Source organism: Massilia phyllosphaerae (assembly GCF_034659755.1).
Lineage (GTDB): Bacteria > Pseudomonadota > Gammaproteobacteria > Burkholderiales > Burkholderiaceae_D > Telluria > Telluria phyllosphaerae.
The window spans coordinates 496,950-513,691 of the sequence record NZ_JAXSQX010000001.1; the positions used below are offsets into that span (position 1 = coordinate 496,950).

The following is a 16,742-nucleotide window of genomic DNA, read 5'->3' on the forward strand; positions in this document are numbered from 1 at the left end:
GCCTGCAACTTGGGCCCCTGCCTCCGCAGGGGCGACGGGGTGGTGTGCAACGGTGTTCGGTGTCTAGTCGTGCTCGTCTTCCGATACCGGAATCTTCTCGACCAGCAGCACATGGATCTGCCGCGCGTCGGCACGCAGCACCTCGAAGCGCAGGTTCTCGAGGTCGAATACCTCGCCCTTGTGCGGCATGCGGCCCAGGTGGCTGGCGACCAGGCCGCCGATGGTGTCGACGTCGTCTTCCGGGAGGTCGACGCCGATCTCTTCGTTGAACTGGTCGATCTCGGTCAGCGCCTTGACGCGCCAGCGCGGGCCGAACTGGCCTTCCTTGATCGAGAGGACGTTGTCTTCTTCCTCGTCGAAGTCGTATTCGTCCTCGATGTCGCCGACGATCTGTTCCAGCACGTCCTCGATCGTGATCAGGCCGGCCACGCCGCTGTATTCGTCGACGACGATGGCCATGTGGTTGTGGTTGGCGCGGAAGTCGCGCAGCAGCACGTTCAGGCGCTTCGACTCCGGGATGAAGATCGCCGGGCGCAGCATGTCGCGCACGTCGAAGGACTCTTCCGCGTAGTAGCGCAGCAGGTCCTTGGCCAGCAGGATGCCGACCACCTTGTCGCGCTCGCCCTCGATGGCCGGGAAGCGCGAGTGCGCGGTTTCCAGCACGATGGGCAGCCATTCCTCGATCGGCTTGGTGATGTCGATGACGTCCATCTGCGAGCGCGGCACCATGATGTCGCGCACCGACAAATCGGATACCTGGAACACGCCCTCGATCATGGAGAGGGCGTCGGCGTCGATCAGGTTGCGTTCATGGGCGTCGTGCAGGACTTCGAGCAGCTCGGCGCGATTTTCGGGCTCAGGGGAGATCAGTGCGGTCAGCCGTTCAAACAGCGACCGGTGGGTTTTGCCGTCCGTGCGGACGTCAGAAGGGTGCTCGGGCATAGTTGGCGTAAAGCCGTTGTTGCGATGGGCGTTAGGATACACCAAAAGTCAGAATGCCTGTTTTTTATGCAGTCCGTGTGAGTAAAACCACAGTGCCGAGCGGCCTTCCGGCAAGCGCGTTATGCTTGTCACGTTGTTCATTATTCGTGCGTCATCTAATAGACAAGGAGACTCGCCCCATGCCTGCCCTGAACGTCAATGGCACCACCACCAATCTCAACGTCCCCGACGACATGCCCCTGCTGTGGGCCCTGCGGGACGTGCTCGGCCTGACCGGCACCAAGTTCGGCTGCGGCGTCGCCCTGTGCGGCGCCTGCACCGTGCACCTGGACGGCCAGGCGATCCGTTCCTGCGTGACGCCGGTCTCAAGCGCGGCCGGCAAGAAGATCACGACCATCGAGGCGATCGGCAACGATCCGGTCGGCGCCAAGGTGCAGCAGGCCTGGCGCCAGATCGACGTCGTGCAGTGCGGGTATTGCCAGTCCGGCCAGATCATGTCGGCCACGGCCCTGCTGCACGCGACGCCGAAGCCGAACGACGCCGACATCGACAATGCGATGGCGGGCAACATCTGCCGCTGCGGCACCTATGGCCGGATCCGCAAGGCCATCAAGATTGCAGCTGCCTGAGCGAGGAGACCGACATGACCAGAGAACCACAAAAGGATGTGCCGCTGTCCACCTCGCGCCGGGGATTGTTGAAAGCCGGCGCCGTCGCCGGCGGCGGATTGGTGTTCGGCTTCTCGCTGTTCGGCTGCGGCAAGAAGCCCGAAAGCGACCGCAAGGAAGCCCCGCCCGAGAAAGCCGTCGGCCAAGCCGCCACCGCCGCCAGCGGCGACGCGCCGGGCCTGGCGCACGACGCCTTCATCCGCATCGACCGCGAAGGCATCGTCACCCTGATCATCCACAAGGTGGAAATGGGGCAGGGCACCTTCACCTCGATGCCGCAACTGCTGGCCGAGGAACTCGGCGCCGACCTCACCAAGGTGAAGCTGGAACAGGCGCCGGCCAACAACAGCTTGTACGCCGACGCCCTGCTGGGCGGCCAGGTGACCGGCGGCTCGACCTCGGTGCGCGCCGCCTGGAAGCCGCTGCGCGAAGCCGGCGCCAAGGTGCGCACGGTGCTGGTGCAGGCGGCCGCCAAGAACTGGAACGTCGACCCGGGCGAGCTGAAGGTCGTGGGCGGCACCATCCGCCATGAGGCGTCAAACCGTTCGGCGCATTTCGGCGAAGTGGCCGAGGCCGCCTCCAAGCTGAGCTTCCCGGCCACCGTGAAACTCAAGAACCCGGCCGACTTCACCCTGATCGGCACCTCGCAGAAGCGTCTCGACTCGGCCGCCAAGACCGACGGTTCGGCGCAGTTCGGCATCGACGCGCGCCTGCCCGACATGGGCATCGCGGCGGTGGCGGCGTCGCCGGTGCTGGGCGGGAAGGTGGCGGCGGTGGACGAGCAGAAGGCGATGGCGGTCAAGGGCGTGCGCCAGGTGCTGCGCCTGGAAGGCGCGGTGGCGGTCGTCGCCGACAACTTCTGGGCCGCGAAACAGGGCCTGGCGGCCGCAGCGCCGCGCTTCGACGACGGCGCCAACGGCAAGGTCAGCACGGCATCCATCGTGGCCGACATGGCAAAGGTATCGGAAGGCACCGGCGCCGTCGCCCGCAATGACGGCGATGCGCTGAAGGTACTCGGACAGCAGGATGGCCGCCGCATCGACGCCATCTACGAACTGCCGTTCCTGGCGCACGCGACCATGGAACCGATGAATTGCACGGTCGACCTGCGCAACGGCGAATGCCACCTGTGGGTCGGCACCCAGGTGCCGGCGCTGGCCCAGGGCGCGGCGGCCAAGGTGGCCGGGGTGCCGGTCGAGAAAGTCCAGGTGCACAATTTTTATATCGGCGGCGGCTTCGGACGCCGGCTCGAAGTCGACAACGTGATCCAGGCGGTGGCGCTGGCCAAGCTGGCCAAGGGTCCGCTGAAAGTCATCTGGACGCGCGAGGAGGACATGCAGCACGACATGTACCGCCCCTATTATTATGACCGGCTGTCGGCCCGGATCGACGACAAGGGCATGCCGGTCGCGTGGTTCCACCGCGTCACCGGGTCCTCGATCATGGCGCGCTTCGCGCCGCCGGCGGTCAAGAACGGGGTCGATCCGGATGCGGTGGAAGGCGCGGCCGACCTGCAGTACAGCATTCCCGCGATGCGCGTGGAATACGTGCGCCACGAACCGGCGGGCCTGGCCACCGCGTTCTGGCGCGGCGTCGGTCCGACCCACAACGTGTTCGTGGTCGAGAGCTTCATCGACGAACTGGCGTATGCGAGCAAGACCGACCCGGTCGCGTTCCGGCGTTCGTTATTGCAAAAATCGCCGCGCACGCTGGCGGTGCTGAACCTGGCGGTGGACAAGGCAGGCTGGGGCAAGCCGCTGCGCCCGATCGCCGGCCGCAAGATGGGACGCGGGGTATCGACCCAGTTCGCCTTCGGCAGCTACATGGCGCAGGTGGCGGAAGTCTCGGTCGGCGCCGACGGCGACGTGCGCGTGCACCGGGTGGTGTGTGCGGTGGATTGCGGCCAGAACATCAACCCGGATACCATCGTCGCGCAAATGGAGGGCGGCATCGTGTTCGGCGCCAGTGCGGCGCTGTGGGGGCAGGTCACGCTGGACGGGGGCAAGGTGCAGCAGACCAACTTCGGCGATTACCGGGTGATGCGCATGAACGAGGCGCCGGCGGTGGAGGTGTATATCGTGAACAGCCGCGACGAGCCGGGCGGGATCGGCGAACCGGGGACGGCGGGGATTGCGCCGGCGCTGGCGAATGCGGTGTTTGCGGCGACCGGGAAGCGGGTGCGCAAGCTGCCGATCGGGGAGCAGCTTAAAAAAGCTTGAAGCTTTAAAAGCCACTCGGGCCCCTGCCTTCGCAGGGGCGACGTAGTCCAGGTGCACGGTGATGCAGATATTGCGGATCCGGAACCGTGAAACCGTCGCCCCTGCGCAGGCAGGGGCCCAAGGTCTACGTCATGCCGATTTATTCGTACTCGGCGTAAGGATCCGGATACGACAAGGCCTCCATGATGTCGCGCTCCAGCTGCTCCATCTCCTCGGCCTCTTCATCGTTCTCGTGGTCGAAGCCCTGCGCATGCAGCACGCCGTGCACCACCAGGTGCGCCACGTGTTCCTCGACCGTCTTCTTCTGCTCGTCGGCTTCGCGCTGCAGCACGTCGGTGCACAGCACGATGTCGGCCTGGGTCGGTTCGTCGTCGGCGATTTCCTCGCCTTCGTTATAGGCGAAGGTGAGGACGTTGGTCGCGTAATCCTTGCCGCGATACTCTTTGTTCAGGCTCCGGCCTTCTTCGGCGTCGACGAAGCGGATCGCCAGTTCGGCCGGGCCGAGCAGCGAGGCTTGCACCCAGCGTTCAATCATCGCGGGCGTGATGTCGGCTTCCAGGCGGGTATCCGGGTACTGGACATCGAGGTCGAGATTATGTTTTTTTTCTTGCATTTCGGGTCACGGTTGCGGTTTTGGGCAGGGCGCCGATCTCCTGGATCGATGCCGCCTTTTCATAGGCGTCGACGATGCGGCCCACCAGCGGATGGCGCACCACGTCGGCGCTGGAGAAGTGGGAGAATGCGATGCCGCGGGTATCCTTCAGCACGTGCATCGCGTCGGCCAGGCCGCTGCGCTGGGTCTTGTGCAGGTCGACCTGGGTGATGTCACCGGTGACCACGGCCTTGCTGCCGAAGCCGATACGGGTCAGGAACATCTTCATCTGTTCGACCGTCGTGTTCTGGGCTTCGTCCAGGATCACGAAGGCGTGGTTCAGCGTGCGGCCGCGCATGAAGGCCAGCGGCGCGATCTCGATCACCTGTTTCTCGAACAGCTTCTGGGTGCGGTCGAAGCCGAGCAGGTCGTACAGCGCGTCGTACAGCGGGCGCAGGTAGGGGTCGACCTTTTGCGCGAAGTCGCCCGGCAGGAAGCCGAGGCGCTCGCCGGCTTCCACGGCGGGGCGGGTCAGGATGATGCGCTTCACCGCATCGCGCTCGAGCGCATCGACCGCGCACGCCACCGCCAGATAGGTCTTGCCGGTACCGGCCGGGCCGATGCCGAAGCTGATGTCGTGCTCCAGCACCGCCTTCAGGTACTGGATCTGGTGCGGCGTGCGGCCGCGCAGGTCGGTGCGGCGGGTCTTCAGCGTCGGACTGACCAGTTCGTCGTCGGAGGCGGCCGCGTCGCCATTCTCGGCGGACGCGGCGGCGGTCGCGGCGGCGGCCGATGCGGTGGCGCCCGGTTCCTTTTTCGGCGCGTCGGCCGGTTCGGGAATCGTCGGCTTCAGGCCCGCACGCTGTTCGACCAGCGCCAGCTGCACTTCCTCGATCGGCACGACCTTGTCGGCCACGGCATAGAAGCGTTCGAGCAGCTCGACCGCGCGCTCGGCATTGCTGCCGCTGACGATGAAGCGCTCGCCGCGGCGGAAGATTGTCACGTCAAGCGCGGCCGAGATCTGGCGCAAATTCTCGTCCAGCGGGCCGCACAGGTGGGCGAGCCGGGTGTTGTCGAGCGGCTCGGGGACGAAATACGAAGGCTGGGTAGGCGTCTGGGTTTTCAACTGGCTTTTGCTATCGTCTCAATGCTGGCGACCAGGTCGCCACGCAGGCTGTAATCCAGGCTTTCGGTGATGCGCACGTCGACCAGTTGGCCGATCAGCGCGTCGCCGGCTGCGCCCGGGGCGAAATTCACTGCACGGTTGTTTTCCGTGCGGCCTTGCAGTTCGGGCTGTCCATCGGCGTTGACGCCCTTCTTGGACGGCCCTTCGACCAGGATGCGCTGGACCGTGCCGACCATCGCGGCGCTGGTCTTGCGGGTGTTGGCGTCGATCAGCGCCTGCAGGCGCTGCAGGCGCGCCAGTTTCACGTCATGCGGCGTGTCGTCTTCCAGGTTGGCGGCCGGCGTGCCGGGGCGCTTGCTGAAGATGAAGCTGAAGCTGTTGTCGAAGCCGACGTCTTCCACCAGCTTCATCATCGCTTCGAAATCGGCGTCGGTTTCGCCCGGGAAGCCGACAATGAAGTCGGACGAGATCGCGATGTCCGGGCGTACCGCCTTGATGCGGCGGATGATCGATTTGTATTCGAGGCCAGTGTAGCCGCGCTTCATCGCCTGCAGGATGCGGTCGGAACCGTGCTGCACCGGCAGGTACAGGTGGTTCACCAGCTGCGGGATCTTCGCGTAGGCGTCGATCAGGCGCTGGGTGAATTCCTTCGGATGGCTGGTCACGAAGCGCAGGCGCTCGATACCCGGGATCTCGGCCACGTACTCCAGCAGCAGGGCAAAGTCGGCAAATTGCGGCTCAACTTCGCCGTTCTCCATCGTGCCGCGGTAGGCATTCACGTTCTGCCCCAGTAGCATGATTTCCTTGACGCCCTGGGCGGCCAGGCCAGCGACTTCGGTCAGCACGTCCTCGAAGCGGCGCGACACTTCCTCGCCGCGGGTGTAGGGCACCACGCAGTAGCTGCAGTACTTGCTGCAGCCTTCCATGATCGAGACGTAGGCGATCGGGCCGTCGACCTTGGCCGGTGGCAGGTGGTCGAACTTTTCGATTTCGGGGAAGCTGATGTCGACCTGGGCCGCGCCGGTGTGGCGGCGCAGCTGGATCATCTGCGGCAGGCGGTGCAGGGTCTGCGGGCCGAACACCATGTCGACGTGGGGCGCGCGCTTGACGATGGCTTCGCCTTCCTGCGACGCCACGCAGCCGCCCACGCCGATGATGAGCTCCGGTTTGGCGCGCTTGAGTTCCTTCAGGCGGCCGAGGTCGGAAAAGACTTTTTCCTGGGCCTTTTCGCGGACCGAGCAGGTGTTGAACAGGATCACATCGGCATCGTCCGGCGTGTCGGTGCGCACGAGTCCGTCGGAGGCGCCCAGCACGTCCGCCATCTTGTCCGAGTCGTACTCGTTCATCTGGCAGCCGAAGGTCTTGATGAATACTTTTTTCTGCATGAAGGCTTGTTCTGATCGTAAAGCTTTGACAAGTGGGATTCAGTTTACCGTAAATCGGAAAGTCGCCCGGTAAAGCGGCGTGCGCCCGGTATGAATTGTCCCGCGGAATTGATAATTTCTATAAGTTAAAAAAGATACAGTCAGTTACATTGTTAATTCTTGAAATCTTATTGCCAACTGTTATCTTAAAGTTGCCTATGCGACTCGAACTAGTTTCCTCTTGTAAATCAATAAGTTCCTGCGCAAAGGCAATTGCAAAAATTTGTCCAAAAAAACTCTTGCGTGCGCCACAATCTGTCACCATGTGCTGAAATGACTATGTGACAAGCTTTCCAGACGATAGCTTGATTTCGACCAATGCATTTCGTGCTCAGGTCGAGGGTGGGACCCTCGTACGAGTTTGATAATTTGTTCGAAAGGCAAGTGCGTGCTGGAAGCTAGTTTGGGGTCCCGAAAGGCTTTTCGAGGTATCCGAAGTGTATTAGGGAGCGCACGCGGTCCGGTAGCGTTGTCAAGCGCGAACCGGGAACTTAAGTAGACGAAAACTGGTCCTTAACGAAACTTCGTAAAGGAACTATTTTAACCACTCACGAGGTAATCATGGCACATCACGCACTGTCATCGCAGGAAAGCTACAACCCGAACCACTTGCTCGATATTCTGCTGGGCAAGATGCAACTGAAAAACGACGCCGCGCTGTCGCGCATGCTGGAAGTGGCCCCGCCGGTCATCAGCAAGATCCGTCACCATCGCCTGCCGGTCGGCGCTTCGCTGCTGATCCGCATGCATGAAGTGACCGGCATGAGCATCCGCGACCTGCGCGACCTGATGGGCGACCGCCGCACCAAGTATCGCCTGTCGGACGCCCAAGGCCGCCCGAAGCCAGAAGAAAAAGCTGCGCAACTGGCTGCCCAGCAAGCTGCACAGCAAGCCCAGCCGCAAGGCCAGGAAGCGCAAGGCAACGACAAGTCGGGCAACTATGCGCACTAATGCCGAGGGCATGACAGGCGGTTCTGTCATGCCTGAGGCGCAACCCGGCGGGAGGCTTGGGTTTTTCCGGCCCAGGCTTCCCTCCGTCACCGTATGATCGGGCCATCCGGCATCACGCCGCCATGATGGCCGACATTTCCTCGCATTGCCGTTTCGTCTCCTGGAACAGGTACCCGTAAGCTTCCTCGTTCAATCCCATCGCTTCCCAGGCCACGACAGACACCGGCGGCACCAGCTCGTCCTCGGCACCGGCGATGTCGAGTGCATGCACGATGGCATCGGCCACGTGCACGATCGCAGCCAGCATGCCGGCGCCGGGCGTGTCCGGCGCATGGTGACGCGCGATCGCCTGACGCATGACGTCGGAAAAATGCCAGTGGGTGGCCAGCGCCACGCCGGCATCGACATGGTCGACACCCAGTACCGCACGCTCGGCCTCGATCAGGGGGCAATCGTGCTGCCGGCGCCACGCGAGCACGGCGCTGTAGGCCTCGGGATGACTGCATACGAGCACCAGTTGACCCAGATCATGTAACAGGCCTGCCGTAAAAGCGACATCCTGGTTGAATCGCATCCGCCGAGCCAACGCGCGAGCACAGACGGCGCTGGCGCTGGCATGGCGCCAGAAGGCCCTGTCGTTAAAGCCGGGGCAACGCCCGGTCGGAAAACATCCCGTCACCGCCGCCGCGGTAATCAGGTTGCGCATGGTCTGGAAGCCGAGAAAAGTGATCGCCTGCTGGATCGTCGTGACCTTGACCTGCAGACCGAAGGCCGAGGCATTTGCCAGGCGCAAGGTCTTCGCGGTCAGGGCCGGATCAAGCGACACCTTTTTTGCCAGCACCGAAATATCGATATCGTCGTCTTCCAGCGTGCCGAGCAGGTCCAGCACGACCGCCGGCGGCGAGGGCAGGTCATGAATCGCCTCGACCAGTTGTTCAAGTACGAGCTTCATGGCCGGCTCTCCGCCTCCACGGCAGCCGCCAGGCGGTAGCTTTCCATATAGCGGCGCAAGGCTTGCGTCGCCACGTTGGCGGGATCGTCGCGTACGTGGTGGCGGAACAGGTAATCGAAGCGGGCTTGCTGCGCCGCCGATGGCACGGGACAGGATGCCGGAGATTGGTCAGCTGCACTCATTATTTCCTCCTACTAATATATTTATACTATCATCCACGGTGAGCCAGGGAAATCGGCCCGGCAGCAAACCGCGCCCATATGTTGTATTCTCGTCCGCCTTTGCCCCTGCAAAGACCGTTATCCCGAACCGATAGAGACTTCACATGAAACTGTATTTCAGCCCCGGCGCCTGCTCGCTTTCTCCCCACATCGTCCTGCAGGAAGCAGGCCTGGACTTCACGCTGGAGCGCGTCGACCTCCGTGCGCGCCAGACCGCCGGCGGCACCGACTTCCTCACCATTAACAGCAAGGGCTATGTGCCGGCACTGGAACTCAAGGACGGCACCGTCCTGACCGAAGGCCCGGCCATCGTCCAGTTCATCGCCGACCTGGTGCCGGACCGCCAGCTGGTCCCCGCCCACGGCACGCTGGAGCGCTACCAGCTGATCGAATGGCTGAATTTCATCGCGACCGAAGTACACAAGGGCTTCGGCCCGCTGTTCCGCCCGAACACGACCGAAGACGCGAAGGAAGCGGCACGCAGCAACCTGGGTAATCGTCTGGGCTGGATCGCGGCGCGTCTGGATGGCCGCGACTTCCTGATGGGTTCCCAATTCACGGTGGCCGACGCCTACCTGTTCACCGCGCTGGGCTGGGCTGCCTTCGTCAACTTCGACCTGGCGCCATGGCCGGCCCTGGCTGCCTACCAGCAGCGCGTCGGCAGCCGTCCGGCCGTGCAGCAGGCGCTGCGTGCGGAAGGCCTGCTCAATTAAGTAAAATATAAGGGTGCGCATGTGCCGTGCGGTCGCGCGGCAAGGTACCATGCGCGCCATGACCAGCAAACGCTACATTGCCCTGCTCAGGGGCGTGAATGTCGGGCGAGCAAAACGCATCGCCATGGCCGACCTGCGCAAACTCATCGAGGACCTCGGCTACACCGAGGTGCGCAGCGTCCTCAACAGCGGCAACGTGGTGTTCAGCGGGGCGGCGCGGCCGCAGGCCGAGGTCGCCGCCGGCATCGAGGAAGCCCTGGTGCTCAAGCTCGGCGTGGCGGCGCGCACCCTGGTGCTCGACGGCGCTGAACTGGCCGCGATCATGGCCGCCAATCCGCTGCTCGACCAGGCGCCCGACCATGCGCGCCTGGTCACGTTCATTTTGTCCGACCCCCTGTCCATGCCAGACACGCTGCGGGCGATCGACACGCTGTGCCACCAGGACTGGCGACCCGGTGCGCTGGCGCTGGGCGAGCGCGCCGTCTACGTCTGGTGTCCGGACGGCATCCTCGATAGCGCGGCGGCAGCGGCGCTTGGCAAGCTACTGGGCGACGCGACCACCTCGCGCAACTGGACCACGCTGCTCAAGCTGCATGCGCTGTCGGGCGCAGCGGCCGCGTAATTGCCCCAGGGCTTGATTTCGCCAAAGCCGGCACCATCTATGTTGCATGACGGCGACCGTGCCGCCTTGCCTCATTTCTTCATTCGAATTTCTCGCTGCTGTCGCGGCTGGCCCGGTAACCGATCAGCACCAGGCCGACCAGCATCATGGCAAGCACTTCCGGTTCGGGCAGTTCGGACATCGACGTCGGCGGCCTTACCGGCTGGTTGTGCGGGGCGGGCGACAGATCCGCCGTGCGCACGCCGGCAGCGCCGCTGCCGGGATCGGCAAGATCGCCAAGGTCGATGATGGCGGCCTGCACCGCACCGCCGAACAACAACAGCAATAGACCGAGTGCTGCCAGTGCATGAGCTTTCACGATCATTCCTTCGCAGTGTCTGCCTGCCCTGCAACGATGTACTCCGGCGCAGGCAGGGTTGCCTTCAGCGCCGGCGTCTAGTGCACCGCTGCCTCATTGAGCATAGCAAAAAATACGCAGCGCATCAGACTCGCTTTACACAGCCCAGGCTTTTCATAGCTTGTTGAAATTAATCTTCTTTAAATGTAATAACTGCAATTTGCTGTATCGGGGAGCTTTGTCAAATAGATAAAAAACGCGGCATTCTTTGTATTTTGTTTAGTTTGATTATTGAAAAGCCAAGGAAAAGCGATGGCAGATCAATAGCAGATGTTGCGACTCAAGATTTTTTCGGCGCACGGTATACACCTCCCTTTTTTTTGCGAGTATAGTCTCCCTAAACCTATTGCCTACCGGCATCGAAACATTAGCAAACGCACATGTTTGCGCATCACCCCGCGGTCCCGCACCGCCGCCTTCACGTCCAGCCGGCTTCACGAAGGCAAGCAAGACCCGACGCTGCATCCAGGCCGTACCAAGCGTGATCAGATGGGGTCAGAGCCCACCCGAGTACACCGGGCGCTGACCCCATGAAAAGTACATCGCACCCTTTTTGTTTTATAGAGTACCGATATGCCCAATTTCGCTCGAATCCAAATTGCCTTCAAGAACGTCTACGTTCGTATCCTGACTGCGGTGCTGCTCGGCATCCTGACGGGATGGGCAATTTACAAAGCTGACATTCCGCAGGACACCGCCCCGGTCGTCCATTCGCAGAACATCGCCGAAATCACCCAGCTGGCCGCCCAGAAGGACCGCCTGGACTACCTGTTGGTGGCCAAGCCGCTGTCCGATTCGCCACGCTATATCTACAAATTCAAGGACGCGCCGCAATTGCACGTGGTGAAGGTGCCGAGCACCTCGCACCTGTCGCTCGAGCGTGAAGTCCTGCTCAAGAACGCGATTCCGTATTCGATCGCCAAGGACGATTTCCTGAACACGCACAAGGCCGTGATGGAAGAAGAGGGCGAAGGCTTTGCCAGCAACGCCATCGAATTCCTGAAGCGCCATGCGCTCGACCTGACCGTGCTGGTGGCGATCCTGTACTTCATGAAGTTCGGTATCCCCGGCATGAACGGCGGCGCCCAGATGATCGCCCCGGACAAGCTGAAAGGCAGCATGGACGACCTGATCGGCATGGAAGACATCAAGCAGGAAGTGCTGCACCTGGAAGACATGATCCGCAACCGCGACCTGTACCAGGAACACAATATCGACAAGCCGTTCAACGTCATGCTGACTGGTCCGGCCGGTACCGGCAAGACCAAGCTGGTGGGTTACCTCGCCAAGCGCCTCAACATCCCGCTGATCCAGGCTTCGGGTTCGGCGCTGGAGTCGGGCTATGTCGGCGGCGGTTCCAAGGCCCTGAACGCCCTGTACCGCAAGGCGTGCGCCAAGGGCAAGTGCATCATCTTCCTGGATGAAGGCCAGAGCCTGTTCATGCCGCGCGGCCGCAGCGAAAAGAAATGGGAAGACGACACCGCCAACACCCTGCTGGGCCTGCTGGACGGCGTGAAGAGCGACAAGGGCCAGGGCGTGATCTGGGTAATCGCCTCGAACTTCGACGACGCCTCGACCGAGATGGACGAGGCGATGCTGCGCCGCTTCTCGGTGAAGATCAACTTCCGCCTGCCGAACAAGAACGAGCGGCGCGAACTGCTGCGCAGCTTCCTGGCCAAGAAGAAGGACGGCCTGGTCGACTGGAACAACTTGGATCTCGACCAGGTCGCGGAAATCACCCAGAACCTGAGCCCGGCGCTGCTGGAAACCGTGGTCGAACGCGCCTCGATGCTGTCGATCCAGGAAAAAGCGATCATCGATACGGATCTGCTGTTCCGTGCCTACGAGCGTGCCACCATCGGCCTGACCGACCGTGCCACCACCGCCGAGAAGCACAAGCAGCGCGAGCGTATCGCGGTGCACGAACTGGGCCACTTCTTCATGCAGATCGATCCCTATCTGCGCGCCGGCATGAGCCTGGCCGAAGTGAAGGAAAAGTCGCACCTGCTGAAGATCAGCACCGAAGCGGTGTCGAAGATCGGCGCGCTGGGCTATGTGCTGCAGTCGGGTGAAGACATGTCGCTGCGCACCCTGGAAGAACTGGAGCGCGACGTGGTCGGCCTGTACGGCGGCGTGGCGGCGGAAGAGCTGTTCTATGGCGCCCGCGGCATCTCGGTCGGCAGCCAGAACGACATCGAGAAGATCACCAAGATGCTGAACCTGATGGTCGGCCGCCTGTCGATGTACTCGCGTGCCAAGATCGACTACAGCCAGCTCGGCAACGACGCCAGCGGCGAACACACGCTGCGCCAGGTCGAAGAGAAGTCGGACGAGCTGTACAGCTACACGCTGGATGCGATCCGCGACTACCGCGACGTGATCGTGGCGATCAAGGACACGCTGCTCGACCAGTACGTGCTGTCCAAGGATGCCGTGTTCGCACTGCTGGAAGAGCACCACGATGCCCTGCAGGCCGGCCTGGCGCACCAGCGTCACGCCAACCTGAAGCTGTGTGCCGAGGAAGCCGTGGCCTGATAGCGGCCGGTTTGAAATAGCTTGAAATAAAAACGCCGCGGGAGCGATCCCGCGGCGTTTTTTTGTTTTATCGAACCGGTCAGACGTCGCTCAGTGCACCGCTCAGTGCGCGACGGCGGCGACGTGCGCCAAGCCTTCCAGCACATGGCGCGTCATGCTGCGCGCCAGTTCATGCTCGCCCACCAGCACCGTGCCGCCGGTTTCCTCGCGCAGCAGGCGCGCCTCTTCCTCGTTGTGGGTCCGCACCAGCACCTTGATGCCGGGGTTCAGCACTTTCGCGGTCTCGATCATGGCGCGCACGTGGAATGTGTCGGGCGTCGCGATCACCAGCATCGCGGCGCGCGCGATATGGGCCTGGATCAGCACCGCCGGCTCGGCCGCATTACCGGCCACCGCCGGCTGGTCGCGCCGGCGCAGGTCTTCGACCATCTCGCGGTTCTGTTCGGCCACCACGAAGTGGACGCCCTGGCGCGTCAGCTCTTCGGCGATGCGCCGGCCGACGCGGCCATAACCGACCAGTACCACCTGGTCGGTCAGGCGCTCGTGGGTGACCGTGGCCGGCAGTTCGGCCAGCGGGTCGGGCGAACGCTCCATGTGGCGCGCGTGTGCCGAGCGGGCGCGCACCCAGCGCTCGAGCGGCGCGATGGCCTTGAACATCACCGGGTTCACCGCGATCGAGACGATGGCGCCGGCCAGGATCAGGTTCTGGCCGAGTTCCGGCAGCAGGCCGAGCGACATCCCCAGCGCCGCCAGGATGAACGAGAATTCGCCGATCTGGGCCAGGCTGGCCGATACCGTCAGCGCGGTGTTGAGCGGATAGCGCAGCACCAGCACCAGCACGAAGGCGGCCAGCGATTTGCCGAACAGGATGATGGCCAGCACCGCCAGCACCTGCAGCGGGTGCTCGACCAGCACGAGCGGGTCGAACAGCATGCCGACCGAGACGAAGAACAGCACCGAGAAGGCGTCGCGCAGCGGCAGGGTTTCCTCGGCCGCGCGGTGGCTCAGCTCCGATTCGCGCAGCACCATGCCGGCGAAAAAGGCGCCCAGCGCGAACGACACGCCGAACAGGTGCGAGGAACCGAACGCGATGCCGACCGCCGCCGCGATCACGGCCAGCGTGAACAGCTCGCGCGACCCGGTCTTGGCCACGCGCCACAGGAACCACGGGAACAGCTTGCGCCCGACCACCAGCATGAAGGCGACAAAGGCGCCCACCTGCAGGAAGGTCCAGCCCAGCGTGGCCCACAACGACGCGTCCGGATCGCCGGTGGTCTTGCCGCCCAGCGGACCGGCCAGCGCCGGCAGCAGCACCAGCACCAGCACCGTCACCAGGTCTTCGACCACCAGCCAGCCGACCGCGATGCGGCCGTTGAAGGAATCGAGCTGGCCGCGGTCTTCCAGTGCCCGCAACAATACCACCGTGCTGGCCACCGACAGCGCCAGGCCGAACACCAGGCCGGCGCCCATGCCCCAGCCCCACCAGTGGGCGACACCGAGGCCGAGCAGGGTCGCCACCGCGATCTGAAGCACCGCGCCGGGCAGGGCGATGCCTTTCACCTCGAGCAGGTCGTCGAGCGAAAAATGCAGGCCGACGCCGAACATCAGCAGCATCACCCCGATCTCGGCCAGCTGGGAAGCCAGCGCGACGTCGGCCACGAAGCCCGGCGTGGCCGGGCCGATGATGACGCCGGCGGCGAGATAGCCGACCAGGGCCGGCAGGCGCAGCCGCACGGCGAGCATGCCGAGCAGCAGGCCGAGCCCGAGGGCGGCAGCGATGGTGGTGATCAGACTGATGTTGTGATCCATGCGGGGGTGGCCTCCTTGTCAATAGTCCGCGACAGTATAAGGGACGATGGCGCTTCAAGCCCAAAAAAGGCCTCAAATGGCTGAAAATACCCATGTTTTCTACTGCGAACGCGGCAAATGATCGTAAATCGACGCAAGATGGGTAGCCCGGCGCGGCATGCGCCCGACTGCGGCGCGCCGATTCCGCCCGGCCTCGTCTAGGATAATGGCGTGAGCACAACATCCAACACCGCAAATACCCAGGCCAAGCGCATCGAACTGCGCAAGTCGAAGCAACTGGCGCTGGCCTTCTTCGCCGGCGCCGCCGTCCTGTTCGTCATCTCGCTGTTTTTACCGCCGACCTGGTGGAGCGGTCTCCTGAAATCCTTTGCCGAGGCAGCCATGATCGGCGCCCTGGCCGACTGGTTCGCGGTGGTGGCGCTGTTCCGGCGCATCCCGATCCCGATCGTGTCGCGCCATACCGAGATCATCCCGGCCAACAAGGCGCGCATCGCCGACAACCTGGCGGCCTTCGTGCACGAAAAATTCCTCGACACCGATTCCATCGTCGGCCTGATCCAGCGCCACGATCCGGCCAGGCAGGTGGCCGACTGGCTGGTCAAGCCGGCCAACACCGAACTGCTGGGGAACTACCTTGTGCGCATGAGCGGCTGGGCGCTCGACTTCATCGAAGACGCCGCCGTGCAGAACTTCATCCGGCGCGCGGTCCACACGATGGTCCAGCAGGTCGACCTGTCGAAGACCAGCGGCGCACTGCTCGAGAGTTTTACCCGCGATAACCGCCACCACGAACTGCTCAACGAAGGCATCGACCAGCTGGCCAAGCTGCTCGCCAACGAAGAGACCCAGGCCGTGATCGCGCAGGGCATCGTCGACTGGCTGCGCGAGGAATACGCGTTCATGGAGCGCATGCTGCCCTCGGACATGATCGGCAGGAAGGGCGCCGACCTCACCGTGCGCATGGCCTCCGGCATCCTCAACCGCGTCAGCGAAGACATGCAGCACCCGCTGCGCCAGCGCTTCGACGCCTTTACGCGCGAGTTCGTCGAGCGTCTCAAGACCGACCCCGCCTTCCTCGAAAAAGGCGAGGACATCAAGCGCCACCTGATCGGCGACGCCACCCTGAACGGCTACATCGGCTCGCTGTGGGGCGACCTGAAAGGCTGGATCAAGCGCGACCTCGAGAATGCGGATTCGGTCCTGCGCACGCGCATCGTAGCGACCGGCGCCTGGGTCGGCCGGATGCTGGCCGACGACCCGCAGCTGCGCGCCTCGCTCAACGCCAACCTGGAGCTCGCGGCGCGCGGTGCGGCACCCGAATTCGCGGGCTTCCTGACGCGCCACATCGCCGACACCGTCAAGCAGTGGGACAGCCGCGAGATGTCGGAACAGATCGAGCTCAACATCGGCAAGGACCTGCAGTACATCCGCATCAACGGCACCATCGTGGGCGGTCTGATCGGCGTGCTGCTGTACCTGTGTTCGACCCTGCCGGTACTGTTGCGTTAAACATTCGGAACAGCTCATCCGTGCGGTATGAATTGTTAAAAACCTTATATATTTATGACACT

General features: G+C 63.3%; 15 protein-coding genes. 7 read left to right on the forward strand and 8 right to left on the reverse strand.

Translation table 11 applies throughout. From position 1 onward, the window contains the following. Nucleotides 1-63: 63 nt before the first annotated feature. Nucleotides 64-942: a CorC family transporter gene (locus U1H99_RS02215; RefSeq protein WP_141831873.1), complete on the reverse strand. Its 879-nt coding sequence runs from the start codon at nucleotides 940-942 to the stop codon at nucleotides 64-66. A 179-nt stretch (nucleotides 943-1,121) separates the two neighbouring features. On the opposite strand from U1H99_RS02215, the gene U1H99_RS02220 reads away from it, so the two are divergent. Together U1H99_RS02220 and U1H99_RS02225 are read left to right on the forward strand one after the other, a co-directional pair. After that, nucleotides 1,122-1,571, forward strand: a complete 450-nt coding sequence (locus tag U1H99_RS02220; protein WP_323140142.1) for a (2Fe-2S)-binding protein — start codon at nucleotides 1,122-1,124, stop codon at nucleotides 1,569-1,571. Nucleotides 1,572-1,585: 14 nt separating this feature from the next. Then, nucleotides 1,586-3,829 carry a xanthine dehydrogenase family protein molybdopterin-binding subunit gene (locus tag U1H99_RS02225; RefSeq protein WP_323140143.1) on the forward strand — a complete coding sequence of 748 codons (2,244 nt, stop codon included), beginning with the start codon at nucleotides 1,586-1,588 and terminating at the stop codon, nucleotides 3,827-3,829. A 139-nt stretch (nucleotides 3,830-3,968) separates the two neighbouring features. Here U1H99_RS02225 and ybeY read toward each other — a convergent pair whose 3' ends face one another. From ybeY to miaB, 3 genes are read right to left on the reverse strand one after another with little or no spacing between them, the layout of a single operon-like run. Next, a complete protein-coding gene (gene ybeY / locus U1H99_RS02230) occupies nucleotides 3,969-4,442 on the reverse strand; it encodes an rRNA maturation RNase YbeY (protein ID WP_323140144.1) in 474 nt (157 codons plus the stop codon). Next, nucleotides 4,423-5,547, reverse strand: a complete 1,125-nt coding sequence (locus U1H99_RS02235; RefSeq protein ID WP_323140145.1) for a PhoH family protein — start codon at nucleotides 5,545-5,547, stop codon at nucleotides 4,423-4,425. The genes ybeY and U1H99_RS02235 overlap by 20 nt, the downstream gene beginning before the upstream one ends. Beyond that, entirely contained in the window at nucleotides 5,544-6,932 is a 1,389-nt protein-coding gene (gene miaB, locus U1H99_RS02240) for a tRNA (N6-isopentenyl adenosine(37)-C2)-methylthiotransferase MiaB (RefSeq protein WP_323140146.1), read from the reverse strand. Before miaB ends, U1H99_RS02235 begins: the two co-directional genes overlap by 4 nt. A 600-nt stretch (nucleotides 6,933-7,532) precedes the next feature. On the opposite strand from miaB, the gene U1H99_RS02245 reads away from it, so the two are divergent. Beyond that, on the forward strand, nucleotides 7,533-7,922 hold the full coding sequence (locus U1H99_RS02245; RefSeq protein WP_141831885.1) for a hypothetical protein: 390 nt from the start codon (nucleotides 7,533-7,535) through the stop codon (nucleotides 7,920-7,922). 112 nt (nucleotides 7,923-8,034) lie between these two features. Here the strand turns inward: U1H99_RS02245 and U1H99_RS02250 are convergent, their stop codons facing one another. Beyond that, nucleotides 8,035-8,874: an HDOD domain-containing protein gene (locus U1H99_RS02250; RefSeq protein ID WP_323140147.1), complete on the reverse strand. Its 840-nt coding sequence runs from the start codon at nucleotides 8,872-8,874 to the stop codon at nucleotides 8,035-8,037. Next, nucleotides 8,871-9,056 carry a hypothetical protein gene (locus U1H99_RS02255; protein ID WP_323140148.1) on the reverse strand — a complete coding sequence of 62 codons (186 nt, stop codon included), beginning with the start codon at nucleotides 9,054-9,056 and terminating at the stop codon, nucleotides 8,871-8,873. The genes U1H99_RS02250 and U1H99_RS02255 overlap by 4 nt, the downstream gene beginning before the upstream one ends. 143 nt (nucleotides 9,057-9,199) lie before the next feature. Here U1H99_RS02255 and gstA point away from each other — a divergent pair, with 143 nt between their 5' ends. Beyond that, nucleotides 9,200-9,808 (forward strand): glutathione transferase GstA, encoded by a 609-nt coding sequence (gstA, locus tag U1H99_RS02260; protein WP_323140149.1) that lies wholly within the window; start codon nucleotides 9,200-9,202, stop codon nucleotides 9,806-9,808. A gap of 49 nt (nucleotides 9,809-9,857) precedes the next feature. Next, nucleotides 9,858-10,430: a DUF1697 domain-containing protein gene (locus U1H99_RS02265; RefSeq protein WP_323140150.1), complete on the forward strand. Its 573-nt coding sequence runs from the start codon at nucleotides 9,858-9,860 to the stop codon at nucleotides 10,428-10,430. Between the two features lie 79 nt (nucleotides 10,431-10,509). Here U1H99_RS02265 and U1H99_RS02270 read toward each other — a convergent pair whose 3' ends face one another. Then, a complete protein-coding gene (locus U1H99_RS02270) occupies nucleotides 10,510-10,788 on the reverse strand; it encodes a hypothetical protein (protein ID WP_323140151.1) in 279 nt (92 codons plus the stop codon). Nucleotides 10,789-11,400: 612 nt separating this feature from the next. On the opposite strand from U1H99_RS02270, the gene U1H99_RS02275 reads away from it, so the two are divergent. Then, nucleotides 11,401-13,362 (forward strand): AAA family ATPase, encoded by a 1,962-nt coding sequence (locus U1H99_RS02275; RefSeq protein ID WP_323140152.1) that lies wholly within the window; start codon nucleotides 11,401-11,403, stop codon nucleotides 13,360-13,362. A gap of 102 nt (nucleotides 13,363-13,464) precedes the next feature. On the opposite strand, the gene U1H99_RS02280 is transcribed toward U1H99_RS02275, so the two are convergent. Next, nucleotides 13,465-15,171, reverse strand: a complete 1,707-nt coding sequence (locus tag U1H99_RS02280; protein WP_323140153.1) for a cation:proton antiporter domain-containing protein — start codon at nucleotides 15,169-15,171, stop codon at nucleotides 13,465-13,467. 210 nt (nucleotides 15,172-15,381) lie between these two features. Between U1H99_RS02280 and U1H99_RS02285 the strand changes: the two genes are divergently transcribed. Continuing rightward, nucleotides 15,382-16,680, forward strand: coding sequence for a DUF445 domain-containing protein (locus U1H99_RS02285; protein ID WP_323140154.1), 1,299 nt, complete (start codon nucleotides 15,382-15,384; stop codon nucleotides 16,678-16,680). The last annotated feature ends 62 nt before the right edge of the window (nucleotides 16,681-16,742 follow it).

What these genes read in the sequence shown, in the direction of transcription:
- U1H99_RS02225 (WP_323140143.1), top strand. Translation starts at nt 1,586, where the DNA reads ATGACCAGAGAACCACAAAAGGATGTGCCGCTGTCCACCTCGCGCCGG.
- U1H99_RS02275 (WP_323140152.1), top strand. Translation starts at nt 11,401, where the DNA reads ATGCCCAATTTCGCTCGAATCCAAATTGCCTTCAAGAACGTCTACGTT.
- U1H99_RS02220 (WP_323140142.1), top strand. Translation starts at nt 1,122, where the DNA reads ATGCCTGCCCTGAACGTCAATGGCACCACCACCAATCTCAACGTCCCC.
- gstA (WP_323140149.1), top strand. Translation starts at nt 9,200, where the DNA reads ATGAAACTGTATTTCAGCCCCGGCGCCTGCTCGCTTTCTCCCCACATC.
- ybeY (WP_323140144.1), bottom strand. Translation starts at nt 4,442, where the DNA reads ATGCAAGAAAAAAAACATAATCTCGACCTCGATGTCCAGTACCCGGAT.
- U1H99_RS02255 (WP_323140148.1), bottom strand. Translation starts at nt 9,056, where the DNA reads ATGAGTGCAGCTGACCAATCTCCGGCATCCTGTCCCGTGCCATCGGCG.
- U1H99_RS02215 (WP_141831873.1), bottom strand. Translation starts at nt 942, where the DNA reads ATGCCCGAGCACCCTTCTGACGTCCGCACGGACGGCAAAACCCACCGG.
- U1H99_RS02280 (WP_323140153.1), bottom strand. Translation starts at nt 15,171, where the DNA reads ATGGATCACAACATCAGTCTGATCACCACCATCGCTGCCGCCCTCGGG.
- U1H99_RS02265 (WP_323140150.1), top strand. Translation starts at nt 9,858, where the DNA reads ATGCGCGCCATGACCAGCAAACGCTACATTGCCCTGCTCAGGGGCGTG.
- U1H99_RS02250 (WP_323140147.1), bottom strand. Translation starts at nt 8,874, where the DNA reads ATGAAGCTCGTACTTGAACAACTGGTCGAGGCGATTCATGACCTGCCC.
- U1H99_RS02245 (WP_141831885.1), top strand. Translation starts at nt 7,533, where the DNA reads ATGGCACATCACGCACTGTCATCGCAGGAAAGCTACAACCCGAACCAC.
- miaB (WP_323140146.1), bottom strand. Translation starts at nt 6,932, where the DNA reads ATGCAGAAAAAAGTATTCATCAAGACCTTCGGCTGCCAGATGAACGAG.